This window comes from Brevundimonas albigilva (assembly GCF_023503965.1).
Taxonomy (GTDB): domain Bacteria; phylum Pseudomonadota; class Alphaproteobacteria; order Caulobacterales; family Caulobacteraceae; genus Brevundimonas; species Brevundimonas albigilva.
In genome coordinates, this window is the sequence record NZ_CP097298.1 from 3,018,308 (window position 1) to 3,041,334 (window position 23,027).

Consider the following 23,027-nt stretch of genomic DNA (forward strand, 5'->3'; position numbering starts at 1 on the left):
TGGTCAGTCCTTTGCGCAGAAATGGGCGTAGAGAACGGTCATGATCTCGACCGCCGCCGGATGGGCGATGAAATAGGTGAGGGTGCGATGGTCGCGACGGAAGTCGACCACGCCCTCGTCCTTCAGCTTCGACAGGTGCTGGGACATCGACGTGGGGGCCACGCCGGTCTCCTCGATCAGGGTCGAGACGTTCCGTTCGCCTTGAGCCAGGGCGCACAGGATCAGCAGGCGGTGGGGATTGGCCAGGCTTTTAAGGAAGGCCGCCGCCTCGTCCGCGCGGGGCGGCAGGGCGTCGGTCAGCTCCATGACGAGGGCGTCTTTACATTTCATGATTTGATCATATCATAAAAATATAAATTGAAAAGGAGGCTCCCGTGGCCAGGGACTATGCGGCGCTGACACGCGACATCTCGACCTACATCGGTGAACTTCGCCGCGCCCAGCCGGAGCCCATGCAGGCGTTCTCGGCCCTGGCGAAGGGCGCGACGGCGGACGGCGCGGTCGACAAGAAGACGAAGGAGATGATCGCCCTGGCGATCGGCGTCGCGCAGCGATGCGACGGCTGCATCGGCTTTCACGCCAGGGCGCTGACGGACTTGGGCGCGACGCGCGACGAGATCGCCGAGGTCATGGCCATGTGCGTCTATATGGGCGGCGGGCCGGCCCTCATGTACGCGGCCGACGCCCTGCGCGCCTTCGATCAGTTCGCCGAGGCGGCCTAGGATTCGGCGAAGATCACGGGCAGGCCGGCGGCGTGCCAGGCCTGGATGCCGCCGGTCAGGTTGAAGACCGGCTGGCCGTCGGCGGCGGTCGGGCCCACGAAGGCGCAGACCTGGTGGCTGCGTCCGCCCTTCAGGCACTGAACCACGATCTTCTTGTCGGCCGGCAGGTCCAGCGCGTCCCAGGCGGCCGGCATCTGGCTGAGCGGGGCCAGGATCGCGCCTTCGATGCGCGCGGCGGCGTATTCGTCCGGCTCGCGCACGTCGATCAGAACGGCCTCGCCCGCCTGGAGCCAGGCGGCGGCCTCCTCGACCGAGACCGTCGCCACGCTCATCGGGCGGCGTCCGGTTCGGCCGGGGCGGGGGCGTGACCGTCCCCGGCGCCTTGTCGGCCCAGGTGGTGGGCGGCCTCTTCGGGGCCGATCTCCAGGAAGGCGGGGGCGGAGGCGTTGAACTGCTCGGTGTTTCCGGTGCGGACCACCACCTGGCGCGCGCCGTCCCAGATCATGTGCAGGGCCACATACAGGACCACCACCAGGCCGACGTAGCCGATCCAGCGGAAGCGGTGCAGCAGCTTGGCGATGTAGGTGGCGGCCACCCCCATCAGGGCGATCGACAGGATCAGGCCAAAGACCATGATCCACGGATGCTCGTGCGCGGCGCCGGCGACGGCCAGCACATTGTCCAGCGACATGGTGATGTCGGCGATCATGATCTGGACCAGCGCCGCGCCGAACGACTTGCGCTTGACGCCGAGCTCCTCGGGCGAGGGGCCCGTGCCGTGCTCGATGCTCAGGGCCAGCTGCAGCTCGGCCTCCGCCTCGGCCTGATCGTGCGTCGCCTGCTCGCGCAGTTCGCGCCACATCTTCCAGCACACCCAGAGCAGCAGCAGGCCGCCGGCCAGCAACAGACCCACCAGCGCCAGAAGCTGGACCGTGATCAGGGCGAAGCCGATCCGCATGACCACGGCGGCGGCCAGGCCGACCAGGATCGCCTTCTTGCGCTGGTCCTGGGGCAGGGCGGCGGCGGCCAGGCCCACGGCCACGGCGTTGTCGCCGGCCAGCACCAGGTCCATCAGCAGGACCTGGCCCAGGGCGGTGAGTTGACTGACGAGTTCGGGGGAGGAGAGGACGTCCATGCCCGCTCTCTAGCGCCGGTGCGGCAATCTGTCAGCCGCGTTGCGCGCGCGCCGCCTCATAAAGCGCCACGGCGGCGGCGTTGGAGACGTTCAGGCTCTCGAAGCCGCCGGGCATGGGAATCTTGGCCAGCACGTCGCAGTGTTCGGCCACCAGGCGGCGGATGCCGTCGCCTTCCGAGCCCATGACCAGGACGGTCGGCTGGGCGTCCAGGGCCTCTTCCAGGGTCTGCTCGCCCGCGCCGTCCAGACCGACGGCGCGCCAGCCCAGGTCCGCCAGCCGTTCCAGCGCGCGGCTGAGATTGGTCACGCGGGCGTGCGGCAGGCGTTCGGTGGCGCCGACCGCGGCCTTGGCCAGGGCGCCGGCCAGGGCGGGGGCGTGACGGTCCTGCACCACGATCCCGCGCGCGCCGAAGGCCAGGGCCGAGCGGAAGATGGCTCCCACGTTCTGGGGGTCGGTCAGCTGGTCCAGCATGACGATCACGCCCTGCGCGGGTTCGGCAAGGTCCTCCAGCGCCACGCCTTCCAGCGGCTGGACCTTGAAGGCCAGGCCCTGGTGCACCGCCCCGGGCGGCAGCATGCGGGTCAGGGCCTGGGGATCGATCGTCTCGATGCGATGGCCGTGGGCCAGATCGCCGGCCTCGATCTCGGCCGCGCGCTCGGGCGTGGCCAGCAGCCGGCCGGTCCCGCGCCGGGCGGGATTCGCCAGAGCGGCCAGGACGGGGTGCCGGCCCCAGAGGAAATTGTCGGCGTCGGCCCGGCCTCGCTCGGCGCCGCGCGCAGGACGCGGCGCCTCTTCGCGGGCCGCAAACCCTTTGCCGGCGGGCTTTTCTGCCCGGTCTCGAGGCGCGCCGGGGCGGCCGGCGAAGGCCTGTTTTTTACCGCTTTTACGGTCGTTGCGTTCTGATTTCGACGACACTATAAGACGCCCTCCGATTTGGAGCCCCAGGGGCTTTCGGGTCTGGGCGCCCCCTCTATCGCAGAGGAGGCGGCAAGCCGAAGGCTTTTGTTTCGTCCCGCTTCCCTTGATGGGCGGAACGAGGGGTCCGGCGGTTCGACAGAGCGCGTTGGGGGAATGTCCCGAGCGGCAAAGGGGGGGACTGTAAATCCCCTGCGTAAGCTTCGTAGGTTCGAGTCCTACTTCCCCCACCACGCGCCTTTCGAACACGACGGATCAGGACGACGGAGAGGAACCGGCTGCGGCGTTCCCCAAGAACTTCCGCAGTCTCCGCGCGGGTATAGCACAATGGTAGTGCAGCAGCCTTCCAAGCTGAGGATGTCGGTTCGATCCCGTCTACCCGCTCCAGGTTTTTTGATCAGCATCGCGCCCCTCCGCTGACGGACCAGGGCCTCGAGGAGTTTTGGCCATGGCCAAGGAAAAGTTCGAACGCACGAAGCCGCACTGCAACATCGGCACGATCGGTCACGTCGACCACGGCAAGACGACGCTGACGGCGGCGATCACGATGACGCTGGCGAAGGCGGGCGGTGCGAAGGCGATGAACTACGCCGACATCGACGCGGCGCCGGAAGAGAAGGCGCGCGGCATCGATCAACACGGCGCACGTGGAATATGAGACGGCCAACCGTCACTACGCCCACGTCGACTGCCCGGGCCACGCCGACTATGTGAAGAACATGATCACGGGCGCGGCGCAGATGGACGGCGCGATCCTGGTGGTTTCGGCCGCGGACGGCCCGATGCCGCAGACGCGCGAGCACATCCTCCTGGCCCGTCAGGTCGGCGTGCCGGCGCTGGTGGTCTTCATGAACAAGGTCGACCTGGTCGACGACGAAGAGCTGCTGGAGCTGGTCGAGATGGAAGTGCGCGAGCTGCTGAGCAGCTACCAGTTCCCGGGCGACGAAATCCCGATCACCAAGGGCTCGGCCAAGGCCGCGACCGACGGCGTGAACCCGGAGATCGGCGAGCAGCGCGTGCTGGCGCTGATGGAGACGGTCGACGCCTACATCCCGCAGCCGGCCCGTCCGGTGGACCAGCCGTTCCTGATGCCGGTGGAAGACGTGTTCTCGATCTCGGGCCGCGGCACGTGGTGACGGGTCGCGTCGAGAAGGGCGTGATCAAGGTCGGCGAGGAAGTCGAGATCGTCGGCATCCGTCCGGTCCAGAAGACGACCTGCACGGGCGTGGAAATGTTCCGCAAGCTGCTGGACCAGGGCGAGGCGGGCGACAACGTCGGCGTGCTGCTGCGCGGCACCAAGCGTGAGGACGTCGAGCGCGGTCAGGTCCTGTGCAAGCCGGGTTCGATCACCCCGCACACCAAGTTCCTGGCCGAGGCCTACATCCTGACCAAGGAAGAAGGCGGCCGCCACACGCCGTTCTTCACCAACTACCGCCCGCAGTTCTACTTCCGCACGACCGACGTGACCGGCATCGTGCACCTGAAGGAAGGCGTCGAGATGATCATGCCGGGCGACAACGCCGAGCTGAACGTCGAGCTGATCACCCCGATCGCCATGGACCAGGGCCTGCGCTTCGCCATCCGTGAAGGCGGTCGCACCGTCGGCGCCGGCGTCGTGGCCAAGATCGTCGAGTAATCGACGATCCCAGGCCACGCATCCTTGCGATGCTGCGGGAGCCATGCTCCCGCAGGGGCCAAGATCGTCGAGTAACGCCCCTCTCGGCCTGACGCGCTTCGCGCTGCTTGAGGCCGAGAGAGACAGACGAGACAATCGCATAAGAGCGGCCCCCGGAGCGATCCGGGGGCTGTTTCTGCGTCCGGGGAAGGAAACCGAGGGGCGGCTCAGGTATTGTGACGGTTCCTCCCGATCCTGGTCGCCCATGCGTTTGATTCTTCTGCTGGCCTGTCTCCTCGCGCTGGGCGCCTGCGCGGTGCATCCAGGCGCCGTGGACCACGTGCGCTTCGCCGCCGATGCGCGGACCGTGACCGCCACGACGCATGATGGCGACCTGAGGGGCGTCGAAGGCGACGGGGTGCGGGCGTTCCTGGGCGTGCCCTTCGCGCGGCCGCCGGTGGGGACCCTGCGCTGGCGGGCGCCGCAGCCGGTCGAGCCCTGGCGCGGCGAGCGCGACGCCACGCGGATCGGCCCGGACTGCACCCAGGCCATCGGCAAGCGCGCCATCCTGGGCGGCGGCGGCGGTGTGGCGGTCGGCTCCGAGGACTGTCTCTATCTGAACATCTACGCCCCTGCCGGCGGCTCGCAGGGCCGGCCGGTCATGCTCTACATTCCCGGCGGCGCCTTCACCGTGGGCGGCGGGGCCAACTACGATCCCAGCCGGCTGGCGCGCGAACAGGACCGGGTGGTGGTCACGGTCAACTATCGCCTGGGCGCGATCGGCTGGCTGGCGCATCCCGGCTTTCAGGCCGACGGCGAAGGCTTCGGCGGAAACTTCGGCCTGATGGATCAGTTGGCCGCCCTACGCTGGACACGCGACAACATCGCCGCCTTCGGGGGAGACCCGGCCAATGTCACCCTGTTCGCCGAGAGCGCCGGGGCGTGGTCGGCCTGCTATCTGATGACGGCGCCCCAGGCGAGGGGACTGTTCCAGCGCGTCATCCTGCAGAGCGGCGGCTGCCTGGAACCGTCGTCGCTGGTCAGCGCCGAGGCGGCGGCGCAAGGCGGTCCCGCCTTCGCCGAGCGGCTGGGGTGCAAGGGCGAGGCCGCCGTGGCCTGCCTGAGGGCCTTGCCGGCCTGGCGGCTGTCGCGGGCGGCTTCGCTGAGGGCCGGAATCAACGGGCCGGGGTCGTGGGGGCCGGTCCACAGCGACGCCGTCGTGCCTGAAAACCCGGCCGTCGCCTTCGCGGAGGGACGGTTCGCGCGCGTGCCCGCCATCATCGGGACGAACCTGGACGAGGGGCGGCTGTTCGCCAACGAGGTCAAGGACATGGACCGCTACCGAAAGGAGACGGTCTGGATGTACGGCGACATCGGCCCGCGCGTGCTGGAGCGGTATCCCGTCGGGGAGGAAGGGCCGGCCTACGCCATCGCCGCCAACTTCACGGCCCAGCGGTTCGCCTGTCCGTCGCAGGCCCTGCGTCGGCTGATCGCGCGCCATGCTCCGGTATGGGGCTATGAGTTCGCGGACCGGAACGCGCCGTTCCGCCTGCCCGAATGGCTGGTGGGACTGGATCTGGGCGCCTATCACGCCAGCGAACTGGCCTATGTGTTCGGGACCAGCTGGATCTTCGCCGACGTCGGCCGCTTCACGCCGGAACAGGCGGCCTTGTCCGAACGGATGCGCCGCCTGTGGGCCGAGTTCGGCCAATCCGACTTCGGCCCCGGTTGGCCCCGCGTGGAGGGCGCGGGACCGATCCGGGTTTTCGCCCCCGATGGCGACCATCTGGACGACACCTTCTTCCAACGGCACCAGTGCGCGTTCTGGGACGGCACGCCCTTCGGCGCCGCGGCGCCCTAGAGGAAGCGCACCGTCACGCCGGGCTTGACCTTGTCGGCCAATTCCCAGGCGTCCCAGTTGGTCAGGCGGACGCAGCCATGCGAGGCGGTCTTGCCGATCGTCTCGGGATCGGGCGCGCCGTGGATGCCGTAGCTGGGCTTGTTCAGGTCGATCCAGACCACGCCGACGGGATTGTTGGGCCCCGGCTTGACCACCACCTTGTGGTCCAGATCGCCGTAGCTGAGCTTGGACGGGTCATAGACGTAGTCCGGATTGCGGGCGACGCCGTTGACCTTGACCGTGCCGGTCGGGGTCGGATTGTCCCCGCTGCCGATCGTGGCCGGGTAGTAGGCCAGCAGCCGCCCGTCCGCGGCGAACGCCCTGACTGAGCCTTCGGCCTTGTCGACGTCGATGTGGTCGACATCGGCCGGAAGCGGGGTGTTGTCCACCGCCGGCACCAGCAGCTTTTGCCCGACGCGCGTGAAGTCCGCGCCGGGGTTCATCGCGCGCAGGAGCGCCTCGGTCACATGGAACCGCTCGGCCAGGGCCTCGACCACATTGGCGTAGCCCATGTGCGGGGCCTCGCCCTGCTGGGCCAGGTCGGTCGGCACGGTTCCCAGATAGGGCCCGGCGACGTCCTGTTGCGTGATCGCGTAGGTGGTGGTCACGGCGCCCGTGCCGCCCGCGCGAAGGCGGGCCATGACCTCGGCGTCCAGTTCGCCGTCCACCGGCAGGTCGTTGGCCTTCTCGAACGCGGCGACCGCCTGTCTCATGTTGGAACCGGCCAGGCCGTCGATGGCCCCCGGTGAAAAACGCGCGCGCTCCAGAAGGACCTGAGCGCGGATCAGGGCCGGGTTCGGCTGGGCCGGCGCATCGGCTGGGTCGGCCGGCGGCTGACCCCGGACGGCGGGCGGGGAATAGGCGGTGTTTTCGATGGCGTCGCGCGACAAGGGCCCGGTCTCGCCGGGCATCGCCTGTTCGGCGGGCGGCGGAGACGACGGGCTGCAGGCGGACAGCCCCGCGGCGGACAGGGAAACGACCGCGCCCGCGGCGAGGAGGGGAAGGCGGGAGATCATGGCGACTCTTGAACTGTGGACAGCGGAATTGGCGGACGGATCAGTTTTCGCGACCGGTGGCGGGGTCGGTGCGGGTCTCGCCGGAGTTGCTGGAGCCCTCCGATCCGCGGGGCTCGGTCGCCGGCCGGGGCGGCTCGCCCTCGCGCGCGGGCGCGCGCTGGTTCTCGTTTTCCACCTTGCGGTCGTCGGGGCGGGAGTCGGTCATGGTCGTGTCTCGCAAAGCGGAGCAGCGGCGTCCGCCCCCGTGCAACGCTCCGGATCGGCGCAGGCTCCCGTCAACACGCGTTCACCATGTCAATGAACCGTGCCGAAACAAGCCGTCGGCAGGATGCGACAACGGAACGGCTCTTGCTGGCGCGGGCTGCAGAAGGAAAGAGCATGGCCGAAACGCTGCAGGTCGAGATCGTGAAGGCGGAGGCGCTGGACGCCGCCGACACCGCCCTGTGGCGCGCCTGGTCGACAAGCAATCCGGCGCTGAGAAGCCCCTATTTTCGCTGGGACTATGCGGAGATCGCCTCGCGGGTCTGTCCCGGCGCGGCGGTGGCGGTGTTCCGTCGCGGGAGGGAGACGGCGGGGTTCTTCCCGCATCAGCGGCGCGGCGGCTCGGTGCAGCCCCTGGGCGCGCCCATGAACGACTATCACGGCGTGATCGCGCCGATCGGCGAGGAGATCGGCCTGGAGGACGTGGCGCGCCTGCTGAAGGCGCGCAGGCTGAACGTTCCGGGATGGATCGGCGCGGCGCAGACGGGGGAGGCGCGCACCACGGTCCAGGCGGCGCTTCCGGAAGAGGGTTTCGACGCCTGGTACGCCGAAAGGCGGACGACCTTCGGCAAGTTCTTCAAGGACAAGGAGCGGGCGCGGCGCAGCCTGGAGGCCGAACTGGGGCCGATCACCGTGGCGCACGGTTTGCGCGATCCGGCGCTTCTGGATCATCTGATCGACCTGAAGGCGGCGCAGTATCGGCGCTCGGGCCTGCACGACATCTTCGCCTGCGGCTGGACGCGCGATCTGCTGCACGCGCTGATGGCCGAGGCGCGGCCCGACTTCGGCGCCTCCCTGGCGACCATGCACGGCGGCGACAAGCTGACCGCGATCGAGTTCTCGCTGCACGCGGGTCGGCACTACCATTTCTGGTTCCCCGCCTACGAGCCCAGCCTGGCGCGCTGCTCGCCGGGCATACTGTTGAGCATGGACACGATGCGTCTGGCCGGAGCGGAAGGGTTCCGAACCTTCGACTTCGGTTTCGAGGGCGAGCACTACAAGAAGTATTTCGTCAACCAGACCCAGACGGTGCGCGAGGCCGTGGTGATGCGGCCGGGACTGGGGCGGGTCGCGACCGACGCCCTGGTCGGGGCCCTGGACCGGACCGGGGTTCGCGGCGAAGCCATCAGGGCGTCGTTGCGGCGGCGATGGGCGACGATCGAGGCGTGCGAGGCCACGCCGGCCGGGCGTCTGCGCGGGGCCGCCGTCGCCGCCCGTTCCGCCGCCGTCAAGATCGCGGCGCGCCGCAAGGCGCCCGCCCGCGTCGCTCACGCCTGAGGAACGATCATGACCGACCGTCGCACCCGCTATCCCGGCCCGATCACGCAAGCCGCGACGCATCCCCACACCCTGGTCGAGCAGGGCTTTGCGGAGGACGCGGCGCTGGCGGCGACCCTTGACCGCTATCCGCCCGAACTGTTCGACATCAACTTGTACGACTACGACGAGGCGGGGCAGGTGTCGCTGCGGACGGGCGCGCGCGGCCGGCTGTCGGGCGCCGAGCTTCTGGAGGCTATCAAGCAGGGGCGGCTGTGGGTCAACCTGCGCCAAGTCGAGACAGGATGGCCCGAACTGTGGAAGGCGGCGATGAAGGAGTTCGCCGCCATCCAGGCCGCCTATCCCGGGATGCGGGCGGTCAAGACGGCGGGTCAGCTGATCCTGTCGTCGCCCAAGGCGCGGGTGCCTTATCACTTTGACGCGGCGGGGGTGGTTCTGTTCCATCTGCGGGGGCGAAAGCGGCTGTTCGTCTATCCGGGCGACGAGGCGCATCTGCCCGAGCGCAACATGGAGCAGGTGGTCGCGCGCCAGACGACCGAGGAGCTTCCCTACGATCTGGCGCGTTCGAGCGCGACGCCCAGGTGATGGATCTGGAGCCGGGACGGGCGCTGACCTGGCCGCTCTATGCGCCGCACCGCGTCGAGAACCTGGACCGCTTCTGCGTCAGTCTGTCGATGGATTTCCAGACCTGGCCGTCGCGGTTCCGAAACGGGGCGCTGTTCACCAATGCGGTCATCCGCAGCCGGGGCGGCGCCCCGCGTTTCACCGACGGCATGGCCACGCCGGAACTGGCCGCGCGGTGGGCGGCCTCTCTGGCCCTGAAGCGGGCGGGGGCGCTGAAAAGCCGGATCGCGCACTTCGAGCGCGACTTCGAGCCGGAGGTCGGCGCGGCGGACGGCGCAGGGGCGCTGGGCCGATAGACGCGCGTTAATTCGAGTTCATGACCTCGAGTTAAAATGACAGGGCCGGCGGGGTGACGCACCTTTTCCTCACATCAGGGAAGGGAAAGCCGTCATGAAATCCGCACTGTTCGCCGCCGCCGCGTCCGCCGTCGTCGCCGCCTGCGCGGCCGCGCCGGCGACCGCCGCCGAGGTCGAAATCCGCAACGCGGTCGCCCGCGTCGTCGTCATCGTCGAGGATCGCGAAGACGTCGGGGTCGAAGTCACCCAAGGCGCCTCTCGCCTGCCTCGCATCGAGGTCCAGCGCCGCGGACGCGACGTCAGGATCGACGGCGGATTGCGGCGGGGCGGCGTGTTCGGCTCGAACGACGGCGTGCGCCGCTGCGACAACGGCCCGTCCAGCGCGCGCCAGCCGGGCGAGGGCGCGGTGGTCGAGGTGCGCGATCTGGGCCGCATCCGGCTGGAAGACGCGCCGCTGATCGTCCTGCGGACCCCGCGCGACGTCGACGTCAGCGCCGGCGGCGCCGTCTACGGCGCGGTCGGACGCGGCGCGCGCTCGGTCGAACTGGGCAGCGGCGGGTGCGGCGACTGGACCGTGGCCAACACCGACGGCGCGGTGGCGCTGAGCGTCGGGGGATCCGGTTCGATCCGGGCGGGAACCTCTCGGTCGCTGGACGCCAAGGTCGGCGGCTCGGGCTCGATCTTGGCCGGGGCGACGGGCGACCTGGACGCCGCCGTGGGCGGGTCCGGCAGCGTGCTGGTGGCGCGAGCCGACGGCGCCGGCGACATCTCCATCGGCGGCTCGGGCGACGTGACCGTCCGCGAGGGCCGGATGAGCGATCTTTCAGTGGCCATCGGCGGCTCGGGCGACGTGCGCTTCGGCGGGACCACGCGCGACCTGAGCGTGGCCATCGCCGGATCGGGCGACGTCAGCGTCGGCGCCGCCACCGGACAGGTGTCCCGAACGGTGGTGGGGTCGGGAACCGTGAACATCGGGCGCTAGAACCCGAGTCTCTCCGCCGCGAGAGGAAAGGCCCCCGGTCGTGGAACCCCGGGGGCCTTTTTCATGCGCGGCGCGAAGCGGGCAAAGGAAAACCCCGGCGGATCGCTCCGCCGGGGCCGTGACATTTCAGGTCTTGGCGAAGCCGAGGCTTACAGGCCGCCCAGGACGCTCGCGATCGACGAGACGTTCAGGCCGGCGCCGGCGCGATCGCGCGCCTGCAGGCCGCCGCCGAAGCTGTAGCGCAGACCCAGCGACCAGGTGTCGACGTCGATCGAGTCGATGTCGGCGCGGGTGTAGCCGGCGGCGACCGAGAAGGGCGTGCCGGTGAACTCGTATTCGCCGCCCACGCCGTAGGTCCAGGCGTCGACGTCGCCGAGCTGGGCGTCCACGTTGTTGTAGCTGACGCCGGCGTTCAGGCGCAGGTTCGGCATCACGTAGAAGGCGGCGTCGCCGCCGACGGTCCAGATGTCGGCGTCCAGGTCGTCGGCCGAGGTGTAGGCGACCACGCCCGTCAGGGTCGAACCGGCCAGATACTTCTGGGCTTCGGCGCCGACCGTATAGACGGTGTCGCCCGAGCCGATGCCGTTGCCGGCCACGAAGCCGCCGACGCGAACGTCGCCGGCGACCAGGGTGGTCAGGTGGGCGGCGGCGGCGCCGGTGGTGTCGTCCTCGCCATAGGCCTTGGCGTAGTCGATGGCGCCGTTGAAGGTCACGGTCCAGTTGTTGGCCGGGATGGCGACCGTGCCGTCCACGGTCCAGACGTCGGCGTCGAAGTCGTCGCCCGCGATTTCGACCGACGGGTTCGAATAGGTCAGGCCGACCGAACCGACGGCGTCCTGAGCCAGGGCCGGAGCGGCGAACAGGGCGGCCGCGGCGGCCGAGGCGAGAAAGAGCGTCTTCATTGTTTTTTCCTTGGAAGTCTGACCCGAGTGGGAGCTCGGGGAGGCGGCTGCTATCAGGCCGCGGCCGAAGCTGTGCCTTGAATCGGCGCCGGCTACATTGTTCGTGCACGGATGTTGTCGATCCGCCACGCATTGTGGCCAAGAGGTGTTCCCGTTTCGGGGTTATTCGGGCGAAACGGTTAAAGGCCGGCAATCCGGCGCATTGTCCTTGCTTGGCGGCCGAGCTTGACCGCGGCCGGCGATCATGTGTGATGGCCGCGTCGAGGTTCTGCGCGCGGCTTTCGGACTGCGTGGAGCTAAGAGGGAAGCCGGTGCGACGCCTTTGTGCATCAACGCCGGCGCTGCCCCCGCAACTGTGAGCGGCGAGCCGAAGGTCCATCTCGTGTCACTGGGGTTCGCCCCGGGAAGGCCGGACCGGAAGCCGTGACCCGCGAGCCAGGAGACCTGCCCCGACAGATAACGTCCTCCGGCGGGGTGTCCGGTCAGGCCGCCTGTGCGCCGCCGGATCGATCGTCCGCGCCGGCGTTCGTGCGTCCCTGCCTGAAGCCTCGCCATCAGCACAGGCTTCGAAGAATGACCGCCTTTCAAACATCCGAACCCGCCCGGGCCGCGACGACGTGAGCGTGACCCTGATCGACATGGTGTTCCCGGGAGACGCCAACCATCACGGCACCCTGTTCGGAGGCGTCGGACTGGCGCACCTGGACAAGGTCGCCTTCCTGGCCGCGGCGCGCCACGCCCGCCGACCGACGGTGACGGCGGGCTGCGAGCGGATCGACTTCGCCGCGCCCGCCCGGATCGGCGAGATGGCGGAGGCCACCGGCCGGGTGGCGCGCGTGGGCCGCACGTCGATGGGCGTGGAGGTCGAACTGTGGGCCGAGGCGCCGGTCAGCGGCGAGCGCCGGCTGTGCACGCGCGGCGTCTTCAACATGGTGGCGCCGCGAGAGGCGGGGCAGGGCGACCTGCCGCCCCTCGCGGGGCATGACGCGGCCGAGGACGGGGGTGGCTCAGGACCGCCGAAATGGTCTTTCCCGCCTGGACCAATCACTACGGCACGCTTTACGGAGGGGACGCCCTGAAGCTGATGGGCAAGGCGGCCTTCATCTGCGCCACGCGTCGCGCGCGCCGCGTCATCGTCATGGCCGCGACTAATCGGATCGACTTCACCTGTCCCATCAGAGAAGGCGACATGGTGGAGATGGCCTCGCGCCCGACGCGGGTCGGACGCACCTCGGTCACGGTCGAGGTGGAGCTGTGGGGCGAGGACCTGCGGACCGGCGAACGACGCCGCGCGGCCGCCGCAGAGTTCGTCATGGTGGCGGTGGACGAAGGCGGGCGACCGACGCCGATCGCGGCCTGAGAATTCCCGATGGGGCCTCGCTTTCGGCGCTTGACGAAATCGGAATCGGTAGGCATAAGCCGCCACTCTTGTTGGACCGGCTGTGCACTTCGGTGCAGACGCGGTTCGCAGGAACGACCTAAGTACCTGTTCTTTGCAGCTTCTTGGGACTTCACGGCCTTCGCGGGCGACTGCGTGGGCCGATCGTTTTTGCGGATTGCGTACCCTGAGGGCCTCGTGCCCGAAGGCCTTCGGTCTTTGAAATGGTTCACAGGGACGCGGTCCTCCGACCGCATTGGAAGTAAGCACCGATATGGATCAAAGCATCCGCATCAGGCTCAAGGCCTTTGATCACCGCGTCCTCGACTTTTCGACGCGCGAGATCGTCAACACCGCCAAGCGCACCGGCGCGACCGTTCGCGGTCCGATTCCGCTGCCGACCCTGATCGAAAAGTTCACCGTGAACCGCTCGCCGCACGTCGACAAGAAGTCGCGCGAGCAGTTTGAAATCCGCACGCACAAGCGCGTGCTCGACATCGTCGACCCCACCCCGCAGACCGTGGACGCGCTCATGAAGCTCGACCTGTCCGCCGGCGTGGACGTCGAGATCAAGATCTAAAGAAGAAAGAGGCGGGATCCGATGCGCACGGGCGTGATCGCCAAGAAGCTGGGCATGACCCGCGTGTTCGCCGATGACGGCGCGCACGTTCCGGTCACTGTGCTGCAGCTCGACGGCTGCCAAGTCGTCGGCCAACGTACCCAGGAGCGTGACGGATACGTCGCTCTCCAGCTGGGCGCTGGCGTAAAGAAGGCCAAGAACACGGCCAAGGCCCAACGCGAAGTCTTCGCGAAGGCCGAGGTCGAACCCAAGGCCTATGTCACCGAGTTCCGCGTCGACGCGGACGCTCTGCTGGACGTGGGCTCCGAACTGTCGGCCGACCACTTCCTGGTCGGCCAGAAGGTCGACATCCAGGGCGAGACCATCGGTAAGGGTTTCTCCGGCGCCATGAAGCGCTGGAACTTCGGGGGCTTGCGCGCCACCCACGGCGTGTCGGTGTCGCACCGCTCGCACGGTTCGACGGGTAACCGTCAGGACCCGGGCCGCACCTTCCCCGGCAAGAAGATGGCCGGCCACTACGGCACGGAAATCGTCACCACCCAGAACCTGACCATCGTCCGCGTGGACGCCGAGCGGGGCCTGATCCTGGTCAAGGGCGCCGTCCCGGGCCACGACGGCACCTACGTCAAGGTTCGCGACGCCATCAAGAAGGCCCGTCCGGCCGACGCCCCGTTCCCGGGCGCCGTCAAGTCGGCTGGCAAGTCCAATGGGGCCGCTCAACCCGCCGAGACGCCCGCTGAAGAAGCGCCGGCCGTCGAAGCGACCGAAGGCGGTGAAGCGTAATGAAACTCTCTGTCATCAAGCTCGACGGCAAGGCCGCCGGCGACGTGGAACTGTCGGACGCCGTCTTCGGCATCGCCGACATCCGCGCCGACCTGCTGGCCCGCACCGTCAACTGGCAGCTGGCCAAGCGCCGCGCCGGCACGCACAAGGTCCAGACCCGCAACGAGAACTCTCGTACGGGCAAGAAGATGTACAAGCAGAAGGGCACCGGCGGCGCTCGTCACGGTTCGCGCCGTGCGCCGCAGTTCGTCGGCGGTTCGCGCGCCTTCGGCCCGGTCGTCCGCGACCACGGCTACGACCTGCCCAAGAAGGTCCGCGCCCTGGCCCTGCGTCACGCCCTGTCCTCGAAGGTCAAGGCCGGCGAGCTGGTCGTGGTCGACGCCCTGTCAGTCAAGGAAGCCAAGACGGCCGCCCTGCGCGAGACGTTCGGCAAGCTGGGCTGGACCAAGGCCCTGATCATCGCGGGTCCGGAAGTCGACGCCAACTTCGGCCTTGCCGCCCGCAACATCCCGCACATCGACGTGCTGCCGAACGCCGGCCTGAACGTCTATGACATCCTGCGGGCCGACAAGCTGGTGCTGACCAAGGCCGCCGTCGAGGCGATCGAAGCCCGCTTCAGCGATAAGGAAGCCGCGTAATGGCCGCTCAACCTACCGCCAAGCACTACGACACGATCCTGGCTCCGGTGATCACCGAGAAGGCCACGATCCTGTCCGAGCAGAACAAGGTCGTCTTCCGCGTCGCCGACACGGCGTCCAAGGACGAGATCGCCGCGGCGGTCGAAAGCCTGTTCAAGGTCAACGTCGTCAAGGTCAACACCCTGGTTCAAAAGGGCAAGACCAAGCGCTTCCGGGGCATCCTCGGTCGTCGCGTCGACATCAAGAAAGCGATCGTGACGCTGGCCGAAGGCCAGTCGATCGACGTCACCACGGGGCTCTGATCAGATGGCCTTGAAAACCTACAATCCGACGTCGCCGGGCCGCCGCGCCCTCGTGCTGGTCGACCGGTCCGAGCTCCACAAGGGCCGTCCGGAAAAGTCGCTGACCGAAGGCCTGACCAAGTCGGGCGGTCGCGGGCAGGGCGGTCGCGTGGCCGTTCGCTTCCGCGGCGGCGGCGCCAAGACCCTGTACCGCAAGATCGACTTCAAGCGTCGCAAGTTCGACGCGGTCGGCACGGTCGAGCGTCTGGAATACGACCCGAACCGCACGGCCTTCATCGCGCTGGTGACCTACGAGGACGGCGAGAAGACCTACATCATCGCGCCGCAACGCCTTAAGGCGGGCGACACGATCGTGGCGGGCGAAAAGGTCGACGTGAAGCCGGGCAACGCCATGCCGCTGCGCTCGATGCCGGTGGGTACGATCATCCACAACATCGAGATGAAGCCGGGCAAGGGCGCCCAACTGGCCCGCTCGGCCGGCGCCTACGCCCAGCTGGTCGGCCGCGATCAGGGCTACGCCCAGATCCGTCTCGGCTCGGGCGAGCTGCGCATGGTCCTGGACGGCTGCATCGCCACGGTGGGCGCGGTCTCGAACCCCGACCACATGAACCAGAACCTGGGCAAGGCCGGCCGCAAGCGTCACATGGGCTTCCGCCCGCACGTCCGCGGCGTGGCCATGAACCCGATCGACCACCCGCACGGTGGTGGTGAAGGCCGGACCTCTGGCGGTCGCACCCCGGTCACCCCGTGGGGCAAGGACACCAAGGGCACTCGTACCCGCAAGAACAAGGCGACGGACAAGTTCATCATCCGTAGCCGTCACGTGAAGAAGGCTCGCTAAGAATGGCCCGCTCCTCCTGGAAAGGCCCGTTTGTCGACGGGTATCTGCTCAAGAAGGCCGACGCCGTTCAATCGTCGGGCCGCAAGGACGTGATCAAGACCTGGTCGCGCCGCTCCACCATCCTGCCGCAGTTCGTCGGTCTGACGTTCGGCGTGCACAATGGCCAGAAGCACGTTCCCGTGTCGGTCTCGGAAGAGATGGTCGGCATGAAGTTCGGCGAGTTCGCCCCGACCCGGAACTTCCCGGGCCACGCGGCGGACAAGAAGGCCAAGAGGAAGTAACCGATGGCCCAGACCAAGAACTCCCGTCGCGTCGGTGCGACCGAGGCCCGCGCCAAGCTGGTCAACGTCCGCATCAGCCCGCAGAAGCTGAACCTGGTGGCCGCCTCGATCCGCGGCATGCCGGTCCAGAAGGCGCTGAACGAGCTGGAATTCAGCCGCAAGCGCATCGCCACCGACGTCCGCAAGGTCCTGTACTCGGCCGTCTCGAACGCCGAGAACAACCACAACCTCGACATCGACAACCTGGTCGTCGCCGAGGCCTTCGTGGGCAAGAACCTGGTGATGAAGCGTTTCGCGAGCCGTGCTCGCGGTCGTTCGTCGCGCATCCTGAAACCGTTCAGCGAGATCACCATCGTGGTCCGCGAAGCCGGCGAGGCCGCCTGATGGGTCAGAAAATCAATCCGATCGGTCTGCGCCTCGGCGTGAACCGCACGTGGGACAGCCGCTGGTTCGCCGGCGGCGCCGACTACGCCCGCCTGCTGCACCAGGACCTGAAGCTGCGCGAGTGGCTGAAGGAACGCCTGGCCGCCGCCGGCGTGTCGCGCATCATCATCGAGCGCCCGCACAAGAAGTGCCGCATCACCATCTACGCCGCCCGTCCGGGCGTCGTGATCGGCAAGAAGGGCGCCGACATCGAGAAGCTCCGCAAGGACATCTCGGCCCAGACCGAAGGCGAGGTTCACCTGAACATCGTCGAAGTCCGCAAGCCGGAAACCGACGCGCAGCTGATCGCCGAGAACATCGCCCAGCAGCTGGAGCGCCGCGTGGCCTTCCGCCGTGCGATGAAGCGCGCGATCCAGTCGGCCATGCGTCTGGGCGCCAAGGGCATCCGGATGAACGTCTCGGGTCGTCTGGGCGGCGCCGAAATCGCTCGTATGGAGTGGTATCGCGAAGGCCGCGTGCCGCTGCACACCCTGCGCGCCGACATCGACTACGGCTTCTACGAAGCCAAGACGACCTACGGCATCATCGGCATCAAGGTCTGGGTCTTCAAGGGCGAGGTCCTGGAGCACGATCCGATGGCCCAGGACAAGCGCTGGGCCCAGGAAGCCTCGGGCCCGTCCTCGAACGAAGGCCGCGAACGCGGCGGCCCCCGTGGCGACCGCGGTCCGCGTCGCGACCGGGGACGTGAGAACTAAGTCATGTTGCAACCGAAGAAGACCAAGTACCGCAAGGCCTTCAAGGGCCGGATTCACGGCTCGGCCAAGGGCGGCTTCTCGCTGAACTTCGGCTCCTACGGCCTGAAGACCATGGAGCCCGAGCGCATCACGGCGCGTCAGATCGAGGCGGCCCGCCGCGCGATCACCCGCCAGATGAAGCGTCAGGGCCGGGTGTGGATCCGCGTGTTCCCCGACCTGCCTGTCACGGGCAAGCCGGCCGAAGTGCGGATGGGCAAGGGCAAGGGCGCCGTGGACCACTGGGCCGCGCGCGTCGCTCCGGGCCGCATCATGTTCGAATCGACGGCGTGCCGGACGACGTGGCGCGTGAAGCGCTGCGCCTCGGCGCCGCCAAGCTGCCGGTCCGCACCAAGGTGGTGACCCGCCTGGACGCCGGCATCGTCACGGAGCAAGCCGCGTAATGACCAAGATCGCCGATCTCCGGTCGCAAACCGCCGACCAGCTGTCCGACGAGCTGCTGAAGCTCAAGAAGGAACAGTTCAACCTGCGCTTCCAGGCCGCCACCGGCCAGATGGAAAAGACCCACCGGGTCTCGGAAGTGCGCAAGGACATCGCCCGCATCTCGACGCTTTTGCGCGAGAAGCGTGCGGCCTCGTAAGGAAACGAAGATGCCCAAGCGAATTCTCGAAGGCGTGGTCGTGTCCGACAAGGGCGAGAAGACCGTCGTCGTGAAGGTGGAGCGCACCCTGCTGCACCCCGTTCTGAAGAAGACCGTGCGTCTTTCGAAGAAGTACCACGCGCACGACGAAGCCAACGCGCTCAAGGTCGGCGACGTCGCTCGCATCGTCGAGTGCGCCCCCAAGTCCAAGCTGAAGCGTTGGGAAGTCCTTTCCCCCGCCTCGGCCTCGTAATCAGAAGGATCTGATCTTATGATCCAGATGCAAACTAACCTGGAAGTGGCCGATAATTCGGGCGCCCGCCGGGTCATGTGCATCAAGGTGTTGGGCGGTTCCAAGCGCCGCTACGCCTCGATCGGCGACACCATCGTCGCCTCCGTCAAGGAAGCCATCCCGCGCGGCCGCGTGAAGAAGGGCGACGTCGTTCGCGCCATCGTCGTGCGCACCGCCAAGGACATCCAGCGCAAGGACGGCTCGGTCATCCGCTTCGACAAGTCGGCCGCGGTCATCGTCAACAAGCAGAACGAGCCGGTCGGCACGCGGATCTTCGGCCCGGTTCCCCGCGAACTGCGCGCCAAGAACCACATGAAGATCATCTCGCTGGCCCCGGAGGTCCTGTAACCATGGCCGCCAAGATCAAGAAGGGCGACCGCGTCGTCGTCCTGACCGGCAAGGACAAGGGCCGCACGGGCAACGTGCTGAAGGTCCTGCCCGCCGAAAACCGCGTCGTCGTCGAAGGCGTCAACATGGTTCAGCGCCACACGCGCCCGAGCCAGGCTGACCCGCAAGGCGGCATCAAGAACAAGGAAGCGTCGCTTCACCTGTCGAACGTCGCCATCGCCGACGCCAACGGCAAGGCGAGCCGCGTCGGCTTCAAGATCGATGGGGACAAGAAGGTCCGCATCGCCAAGACGACGGGAGACGTCATCTGATGGCTACCGAGACCTACACCCCTCGCCTCAAGGGCGAGTACCAGGCGCGCATCCGCCAGGTGATGAAGGAAAAGTTCGGCTACACGAACGAGATGCAGGTGCCCAAGCTGGACAAGATCGTCCTGAACATGGGCATCGGCGAAGCCGTGGCCGACTCCAAGAAGGCGAACGCCGCCCTCAAGGACCTGACCGCCATCGCCGGCCAGAAGGCCGTCGCCACCAAGGCCCGTAACTCCATCGCCGGCTTCAAGCTGCGCGAAGGCATGGTCATCGGCGGCAAGGTCACGCTGCGCGGCGACCAGATGTACGAATTCCTGGACCGGTTCATCACGATCGCCCTGCCGCGCGTGAAGGACTTCCGGGGCCTGAAGGGCACTTCGTTCGACGGTCGCGGCAACTACGCCACCGGTCTGAAGGAGCACATCGTGTTCCCGGAGATCAACTACGACCAGATCGACCAGATGTGGGGCATGGACATTGTCGTCTGCACCACGGCCAAGACCGACGAGGAAGCCAAGGCTCTCCTGGTCGAGTTCAAGTTCCCGTTCGTGAACTGAGCGGGAAGGGAAGAGATCAATGGCTAAGAAAAGCGCCGTAAACCGCAACGAAGCCGTCAAGGCCCTGGTTGCGAAGTATGCCGCAAAGCGCGCCGCCCTGAAGGCGACCGCGAACGACGAGAGCCTGCCGCTGGAGGAGCGCTTCGACGCGCGCCTGAAGCTGGCGGCCCTGCCGCGCAACTCCGCGCCGACCCGCATTCGCAACCGTTGCGAAGTGACCGGTCGCCCGCGCGCCTACTACCGCAAGCTCAAGATGAGCCGCGTGGCGCTGCGTGAACTGGGCAACATGGGGCAGATCCCCGGCCTGACGAAGTCGAGCTGGTAAGGGGAGCGAACAGACATGATGATCAACGATCCCCTGAGCGACATGATCGCTCGCATCAAGAACGCGGCGACCCGCAAGCGTTCCAAGGTGCTGACTCCGGCCTCGCGTCTGCGCCAGCGCGTCCTCGACGTGCTGCAGGACGAAGGCTACATCCGCGGCTACAACCTGGTTCAGAACCCGGGTGAGTTCCCGCAGTTCGAGATCGAGCTGAAGTACTTCGACGGCCAGCCCGTCATCGCCGAGATCAGCCGCGTGTCCAAGCCGGGCCGCCGCGTCTATTCGGCGATCGGCGACCTGAAGCCGGTCAAGAACGGCCTCGGCATCTCGATCCTTTCGACTTCGAAGGGCGTCATGTCCGACGCCTCCGCCCGCGACGCCAACGTCGGCGGCGAAGTCCTCTGCAGGGTCTACTGATATGTCCCGTATCGGCAAGAAAACCATCACCGTGCCGAAGGGCGTGACTGTCACGCTCGACGGCCAGAACGTCTCCGTGAAGGGTCCCAAGGGCGAACGCGCCTGGACCGTCGCGGAAGAAGTCGAGATCAAGCAGGAAGGCGACGAACTGTCGCTGACCCCGCGGTCGGACACCCAGCGCGCCCGCGCGATGTGGGGCCTGTCGCGGACCCTGGTCGACAACATGGTCACCGGCGTCACCTCGGGCTTCGAGAAGTCGCTGGAACTGGTCGGCGTGGGTTACCGCGCTGCGATGAAGGGCAACGCCCTGTCGCTGCAGCTGGGCTTCTCGCACGAAGTCGACATCGACCCGCCGGCCGGCGTCAGCTTCGCCGTGCCTAAGCAGACCGAGATCAAGATCTCGGGCTCGGACAAGCAGGCCGTCGGCCAGGTCGCCGCGGTCATCCGCAAGCTGCGTCCGCCGGAGCCCTACAAGGGCAAGGGCGTGCGCTACGCCGGCGAGACCGTGCGTCGCAAGGAAGGCAAGAAGAAGTAAGTCATGGCTCTCTCTCTTCGACAACAAGCCAAGCGCCGCGCCGAGCGCACCCGTCGCCGCCTGAAGGCCGTCGCCAACGGCCGTCTGCGCCTGTCGGTGTATCGTTCGGACAAGAACATCTCGGCCCAGATCATCGACGACGCCCAGGGCGTGACCGTCGCTTCGGCCTCGTCGCTGGAAGGCGGCAAGGGCAAGAAGGGTTCGGACATCGCCGCGGCCTCGGCCATCGGCAAACTGATCGCCGAACGCGCCATCGAGAAGGGCGTCAAGGACGTCGTCTTCGACCGGGGCGAGTACATCTATCACGGACGGGTGAAGGCGCTGGCGGAAGCCGCGCGTGAAGCCGGCCTGAACTTCTAAGGGACGCGACAGATGGCGCAACAACCCCAACGCGGCGGCGGCGATCGCAATCGTCGCGACAACCGCAACGCCCCGCCCGTCGAAGGTCCGGATTCGGACATCGTCGAAAAGCTGGTGCACATCAACCGCGTCGCCGCCACCGTGAAGGGCGGCCGCCGGTTCTCGTTCGCGGCCCTGATGGTCGTCGGCGACGGCAAGGGCCGCGTCGGCTTCGGTCACGGCAAGGCGCGCGAAGTGCCGGAAGCCATCCGCAAGGCGACCGAAGAAGCCAAGAAGACCATGATCCGCGTTCCGCTGCGCGAGAACCGCACCCTGCACCACGACGGCAACGGCCGTTGGGGCGCCGGCAAGATCATGATGCGCGCCGCCCCTCCCGGGACCGGCGTCATCGCGGGCGGTCCGATGCGCGCCGTGCTCGAAACCCTGGGCGTCCAGGACGTCGTGGGCAAGTCGACCGGTTCGTCGAACCCCTACAACATGATCCGCGCGACGTTCGAAGCGCTGAAGGTCCAGTCCTCGCCCCGTCAGGTCGCGTCCAAGCGCGGCAAGAAGGTCGCGGATCTGATGGGCCGCCGCAACGACGGCGCCTCGGCGCCGGAAGCCGTGGAGTCCTAAGTCATGGCCACGAACAAGACTGAAGCCAAGACGGTCACCGTCAAGCAGATCGGTTCGCCGATCCGCCGCAAGGGCGACCAGCGCGCCACCCTGGTGGGCCTGGGCCTGAACCGCATGGGCCGCGAGTCTACGCTGGAAGACACGCCGTCGGTTCGCGGGATGATCGCCAAGGTCGCCCACCTGACCGAGATCGTCGAAAAGTAAGACGTTTCGCCCCCTCCCGGTTTGGGGGAGGGCGTTTCGCTTTTTCGCCGATACGTTTGCTTGTAAAATTCCGAGGGGCCGCCTAGAAGCGGCCCTTCATTTTTTCAACGCCGAGTCTGGCCCCCGGCCAGGCGCTAGAACCCGAAAGGATCAGGCACATGAAGCTGAACGAAATCCGTGACAACGAGGGCGCGCACAAGAAGCGCATGCGCGTGGGCCGCGGCCCCGGTTCGGGCAAGGGCAAGACCTCCGGCCGCGGCGTGAAGGGCCAGAAGTCCCGCACCGGCGTCAGCCTGCTGGGCTTCGAAGGCGGCCAGATGCCGCTGTACATGCGCATGCCCAAGCGCGGCTTCAACAACCCCAACGCCCTGAAGCTGGCCGAGGTGAACCTGTGGCGCCTGCAGGAAGCGGTCGACGCCGGCAAGCTGGACGCCAAGGCTGAAGTCAACGGCGCGGCCCTGGTCGCCGCCGGCGTGATCCGTCGGGCCAAGGACGGCGTGCGCGTGCTGGGCACGGGCGAACTGAAGGCCAAGCTGAACCTGGTCGTCTGGTCGGCCTCGTCGGGCGCCAAGAAGGCTGTCGAAGCCGCCGGCGGTTCGCTGACCGAGCAACGCATCGAGGCCGAAGCCAAGGCCGCCGCGCGCGTCGAGAAGCGCAACGCCGCCAAGGGCAAGGCTCCGGCCCCCAAGGCGCCGAAGGGCGACGCCAACAAGGTCTCGGCCCGCGCCAAGCGCACCGCCGCCAAGGCCTGATCACCGCGTCGTCGCGGTCGTTCGACCGTGGTCTGAGCACATCGTGACGACGAAAGAACGGAAGCGGCCTCGCAAGAGCGCCGCTTTC

At 67.9% G+C, this 23,027-nt stretch carries 36 protein-coding genes, 2 tRNA genes, 2 pseudogenes and 1 riboswitch; of the genes and pseudogenes, 33 read left to right on the forward strand and 7 right to left on the reverse strand.

The features are described from left to right. Positions 1-3 precede the first annotated feature (3 nt). Entirely contained in the window at positions 4-306 is a 303-nt protein-coding gene (locus MU852_RS15945; RefSeq protein ID WP_249750376.1) for an ArsR/SmtB family transcription factor, read from the reverse strand. A gap of 68 nt (positions 307-374) precedes the next feature. Between MU852_RS15945 and MU852_RS15950 the strand changes: the two genes are divergently transcribed. Beyond that, the gene (locus MU852_RS15950) at positions 375-722 is read left to right on the forward strand and encodes a carboxymuconolactone decarboxylase family protein (protein WP_249750377.1); all 348 of its coding nucleotides are present in this window, start codon (positions 375-377) and stop codon (positions 720-722) included. Here MU852_RS15950 and MU852_RS15955 read toward each other — a convergent pair. From MU852_RS15955 to rlmB, 3 genes are read right to left on the reverse strand one after another with little or no spacing between them, the layout of a single operon-like run. After that, positions 719-1,054, reverse strand: coding sequence for a rhodanese-like domain-containing protein (locus MU852_RS15955; protein WP_249750378.1), 336 nt, complete (start codon positions 1,052-1,054; stop codon positions 719-721). The genes MU852_RS15950 and MU852_RS15955 overlap by 4 nt on opposite strands. Next, entirely contained in the window at positions 1,051-1,857 is an 807-nt protein-coding gene (locus MU852_RS15960) for a YjbE family putative metal transport protein (protein WP_249750379.1), read from the reverse strand. The genes MU852_RS15955 and MU852_RS15960 overlap by 4 nt, the downstream gene beginning before the upstream one ends. Positions 1,858-1,888: 31 nt before the next feature. Next, positions 1,889-2,773 (reverse strand): 23S rRNA (guanosine(2251)-2'-O)-methyltransferase RlmB, encoded by an 885-nt coding sequence (gene rlmB / locus MU852_RS15965; protein WP_249750380.1) that lies wholly within the window; start codon positions 2,771-2,773, stop codon positions 1,889-1,891. Between the two features lie 150 nt (positions 2,774-2,923). Between rlmB and MU852_RS15970 the strand changes: the two genes are divergently transcribed. The 5 genes and pseudogenes from MU852_RS15970 (at position 2,924) to MU852_RS15990 (ending at position 6,249) form a co-directional block, all read left to right on the forward strand. After that, positions 2,924-3,006: transfer RNA gene (locus MU852_RS15970), tRNA-Tyr, on the forward strand. 80 nt (positions 3,007-3,086) lie between these two features. After that, a tRNA-Gly gene (locus MU852_RS15975) sits at positions 3,087-3,160 on the forward strand. 61 nt (positions 3,161-3,221) lie between these two features. Next, positions 3,222-3,909: pseudogene (locus MU852_RS15980) on the forward strand (GTP-binding protein). Continuing rightward, positions 3,903-4,409: an EF-Tu C-terminal domain-related protein gene (locus MU852_RS15985; protein ID WP_249750381.1), complete on the forward strand. Its 507-nt coding sequence runs from the start codon at positions 3,903-3,905 to the stop codon at positions 4,407-4,409. Before MU852_RS15980 ends, MU852_RS15985 begins: the two are co-directional and overlap by 7 nt. Before the next feature lie 244 nt (positions 4,410-4,653). Then, on the forward strand, positions 4,654-6,249 hold the full coding sequence (locus tag MU852_RS15990) for a carboxylesterase/lipase family protein (RefSeq protein ID WP_249750382.1): 1,596 nt from the start codon (positions 4,654-4,656) through the stop codon (positions 6,247-6,249). On the opposite strand, the gene MU852_RS15995 is transcribed toward MU852_RS15990, so the two are convergent. Next, positions 6,246-7,304 (reverse strand): L,D-transpeptidase family protein, encoded by a 1,059-nt coding sequence (locus MU852_RS15995; protein ID WP_249750383.1) that lies wholly within the window; start codon positions 7,302-7,304, stop codon positions 6,246-6,248. The genes MU852_RS15990 and MU852_RS15995 overlap by 4 nt on opposite strands. Before the next feature lie 40 nt (positions 7,305-7,344). Beyond that, complete coding sequence (locus tag MU852_RS16000; protein WP_249750384.1) at positions 7,345-7,509, reverse strand: hypothetical protein; 165 nt, start codon at positions 7,507-7,509, stop codon at positions 7,345-7,347. Between the two features lie 173 nt (positions 7,510-7,682). Here MU852_RS16000 and MU852_RS16005 point away from each other — a divergent pair, with 173 nt between their 5' ends. From MU852_RS16005 to MU852_RS16020, 4 genes are all read left to right on the forward strand, one after another. Then, positions 7,683-8,843 carry a GNAT family N-acetyltransferase gene (locus MU852_RS16005; RefSeq protein WP_249750385.1) on the forward strand — a complete coding sequence of 387 codons (1,161 nt, stop codon included), beginning with the start codon at positions 7,683-7,685 and terminating at the stop codon, positions 8,841-8,843. Between the two features lie 9 nt (positions 8,844-8,852). After that, positions 8,853-9,428, forward strand: coding sequence for a hypothetical protein (locus MU852_RS16010; protein ID WP_249750386.1), 576 nt, complete (start codon positions 8,853-8,855; stop codon positions 9,426-9,428). Next, complete coding sequence (locus tag MU852_RS16015; protein ID WP_249750387.1) at positions 9,425-9,763, forward strand: hypothetical protein; 339 nt, start codon at positions 9,425-9,427, stop codon at positions 9,761-9,763. The genes MU852_RS16010 and MU852_RS16015 overlap by 4 nt, the downstream gene beginning before the upstream one ends. Positions 9,764-9,857: 94 nt before the next feature. Then, positions 9,858-10,745, forward strand: coding sequence for a GIN domain-containing protein (locus MU852_RS16020; protein ID WP_249750388.1), 888 nt, complete (start codon positions 9,858-9,860; stop codon positions 10,743-10,745). Positions 10,746-10,894: 149 nt separating this feature from the next. Here MU852_RS16020 and MU852_RS16025 read toward each other — a convergent pair whose 3' ends face one another. Beyond that, on the reverse strand, positions 10,895-11,647 hold the full coding sequence (locus MU852_RS16025; protein ID WP_249750389.1) for a porin: 753 nt from the start codon (positions 11,645-11,647) through the stop codon (positions 10,895-10,897). 246 nt (positions 11,648-11,893) lie between these two features. Continuing rightward, a riboswitch (cobalamin riboswitch) is annotated at positions 11,894-12,113 on the forward strand. Between the two features lie 157 nt (positions 12,114-12,270). On the opposite strand from MU852_RS16025, the gene MU852_RS16030 reads away from it, so the two are divergent. From MU852_RS16030 to rplO, 23 genes and pseudogenes are all read left to right on the forward strand, one after another. Next, entirely contained in the window at positions 12,271-12,726 is a 456-nt protein-coding gene (locus MU852_RS16030; RefSeq protein ID WP_249750390.1) for an acyl-CoA thioesterase, read from the forward strand. After that, entirely contained in the window at positions 12,669-13,007 is a 339-nt protein-coding gene (locus MU852_RS16035; RefSeq protein WP_249750391.1) for an acyl-CoA thioesterase, read from the forward strand. Before MU852_RS16030 ends, MU852_RS16035 begins: the two co-directional genes overlap by 58 nt. 292 nt (positions 13,008-13,299) lie before the next feature. Further along, the gene (gene rpsJ / locus MU852_RS16040) at positions 13,300-13,605 is read left to right on the forward strand and encodes a 30S ribosomal protein S10 (protein ID WP_003164367.1); all 306 of its coding nucleotides are present in this window, start codon (positions 13,300-13,302) and stop codon (positions 13,603-13,605) included. A gap of 21 nt (positions 13,606-13,626) precedes the next feature. Next, the gene (gene rplC, locus MU852_RS16045) at positions 13,627-14,388 is read left to right on the forward strand and encodes a 50S ribosomal protein L3 (protein ID WP_249750392.1); all 762 of its coding nucleotides are present in this window, start codon (positions 13,627-13,629) and stop codon (positions 14,386-14,388) included. Next, positions 14,388-15,026 carry a 50S ribosomal protein L4 gene (gene rplD, locus MU852_RS16050; RefSeq protein ID WP_249750393.1) on the forward strand — a complete coding sequence of 213 codons (639 nt, stop codon included), beginning with the start codon at positions 14,388-14,390 and terminating at the stop codon, positions 15,024-15,026. The genes rplC and rplD overlap by 1 nt, the downstream gene beginning before the upstream one ends. Beyond that, positions 15,026-15,328 (forward strand): 50S ribosomal protein L23, encoded by a 303-nt coding sequence (locus MU852_RS16055; RefSeq protein WP_087119318.1) that lies wholly within the window; start codon positions 15,026-15,028, stop codon positions 15,326-15,328. Before rplD ends, MU852_RS16055 begins: the two co-directional genes overlap by 1 nt. 4 nt (positions 15,329-15,332) lie before the next feature. Next, a complete protein-coding gene (gene rplB / locus MU852_RS16060) occupies positions 15,333-16,169 on the forward strand; it encodes a 50S ribosomal protein L2 (protein WP_201216424.1) in 837 nt (278 codons plus the stop codon). 2 nt (positions 16,170-16,171) lie between these two features. After that, a complete protein-coding gene (gene rpsS / locus MU852_RS16065; protein WP_007442184.1) occupies positions 16,172-16,450 on the forward strand; it encodes a 30S ribosomal protein S19 in 279 nt (92 codons plus the stop codon). A 3-nt stretch (positions 16,451-16,453) separates the two neighbouring features. Beyond that, the gene (gene rplV / locus MU852_RS16070) at positions 16,454-16,834 is read left to right on the forward strand and encodes a 50S ribosomal protein L22 (RefSeq protein WP_249750394.1); all 381 of its coding nucleotides are present in this window, start codon (positions 16,454-16,456) and stop codon (positions 16,832-16,834) included. Further along, positions 16,834-17,589: a 30S ribosomal protein S3 gene (rpsC, locus tag MU852_RS16075; protein WP_201216419.1), complete on the forward strand. Its 756-nt coding sequence runs from the start codon at positions 16,834-16,836 to the stop codon at positions 17,587-17,589. The genes rplV and rpsC overlap by 1 nt, the downstream gene beginning before the upstream one ends. A gap of 3 nt (positions 17,590-17,592) precedes the next feature. After that, a pseudogene (rplP, locus tag MU852_RS16080) lies at positions 17,593-18,029 on the forward strand (50S ribosomal protein L16). After that, the gene (gene rpmC, locus MU852_RS16085) at positions 18,029-18,226 is read left to right on the forward strand and encodes a 50S ribosomal protein L29 (protein ID WP_201216417.1); all 198 of its coding nucleotides are present in this window, start codon (positions 18,029-18,031) and stop codon (positions 18,224-18,226) included. Before rplP ends, rpmC begins: the two are co-directional and overlap by 1 nt. 10 nt (positions 18,227-18,236) lie before the next feature. Then, on the forward strand, positions 18,237-18,479 hold the full coding sequence (gene rpsQ, locus MU852_RS16090; RefSeq protein WP_219895809.1) for a 30S ribosomal protein S17: 243 nt from the start codon (positions 18,237-18,239) through the stop codon (positions 18,477-18,479). 18 nt (positions 18,480-18,497) lie between these two features. Then, positions 18,498-18,866: a 50S ribosomal protein L14 gene (gene rplN, locus MU852_RS16095; protein ID WP_003164378.1), complete on the forward strand. Its 369-nt coding sequence runs from the start codon at positions 18,498-18,500 to the stop codon at positions 18,864-18,866. Positions 18,867-18,868: 2 nt separating this feature from the next. Next, positions 18,869-19,177, forward strand: a complete 309-nt coding sequence (gene rplX / locus MU852_RS16100) for a 50S ribosomal protein L24 (protein ID WP_249750395.1) — start codon at positions 18,869-18,871, stop codon at positions 19,175-19,177. Then, positions 19,177-19,734 carry a 50S ribosomal protein L5 gene (rplE, locus tag MU852_RS16105; protein WP_249750396.1) on the forward strand — a complete coding sequence of 186 codons (558 nt, stop codon included), beginning with the start codon at positions 19,177-19,179 and terminating at the stop codon, positions 19,732-19,734. The genes rplX and rplE overlap by 1 nt, the downstream gene beginning before the upstream one ends. A 19-nt stretch (positions 19,735-19,753) precedes the next feature. Further along, positions 19,754-20,059 (forward strand): 30S ribosomal protein S14, encoded by a 306-nt coding sequence (gene rpsN, locus MU852_RS16110; protein WP_249750397.1) that lies wholly within the window; start codon positions 19,754-19,756, stop codon positions 20,057-20,059. A gap of 15 nt (positions 20,060-20,074) precedes the next feature. After that, a complete protein-coding gene (rpsH, locus tag MU852_RS16115) occupies positions 20,075-20,473 on the forward strand; it encodes a 30S ribosomal protein S8 (protein WP_249750398.1) in 399 nt (132 codons plus the stop codon). A 1-nt stretch (position 20,474) separates the two neighbouring features. Then, complete coding sequence (gene rplF / locus MU852_RS16120) at positions 20,475-21,008, forward strand: 50S ribosomal protein L6 (RefSeq protein WP_249750399.1); 534 nt, start codon at positions 20,475-20,477, stop codon at positions 21,006-21,008. A 3-nt stretch (positions 21,009-21,011) separates the two neighbouring features. Further along, positions 21,012-21,368: a 50S ribosomal protein L18 gene (rplR, locus tag MU852_RS16125; RefSeq protein ID WP_249750400.1), complete on the forward strand. Its 357-nt coding sequence runs from the start codon at positions 21,012-21,014 to the stop codon at positions 21,366-21,368. Between the two features lie 12 nt (positions 21,369-21,380). After that, on the forward strand, positions 21,381-21,983 hold the full coding sequence (gene rpsE / locus MU852_RS16130) for a 30S ribosomal protein S5 (protein ID WP_249750401.1): 603 nt from the start codon (positions 21,381-21,383) through the stop codon (positions 21,981-21,983). 3 nt (positions 21,984-21,986) lie between these two features. Continuing rightward, a complete protein-coding gene (gene rpmD / locus MU852_RS16135; RefSeq protein WP_249750402.1) occupies positions 21,987-22,187 on the forward strand; it encodes a 50S ribosomal protein L30 in 201 nt (66 codons plus the stop codon). 158 nt (positions 22,188-22,345) lie between these two features. Then, positions 22,346-22,939, forward strand: coding sequence for a 50S ribosomal protein L15 (gene rplO, locus MU852_RS16140; protein ID WP_430641162.1), 594 nt, complete (start codon positions 22,346-22,348; stop codon positions 22,937-22,939). The last annotated feature ends 88 nt before the right edge of the window (positions 22,940-23,027 follow it).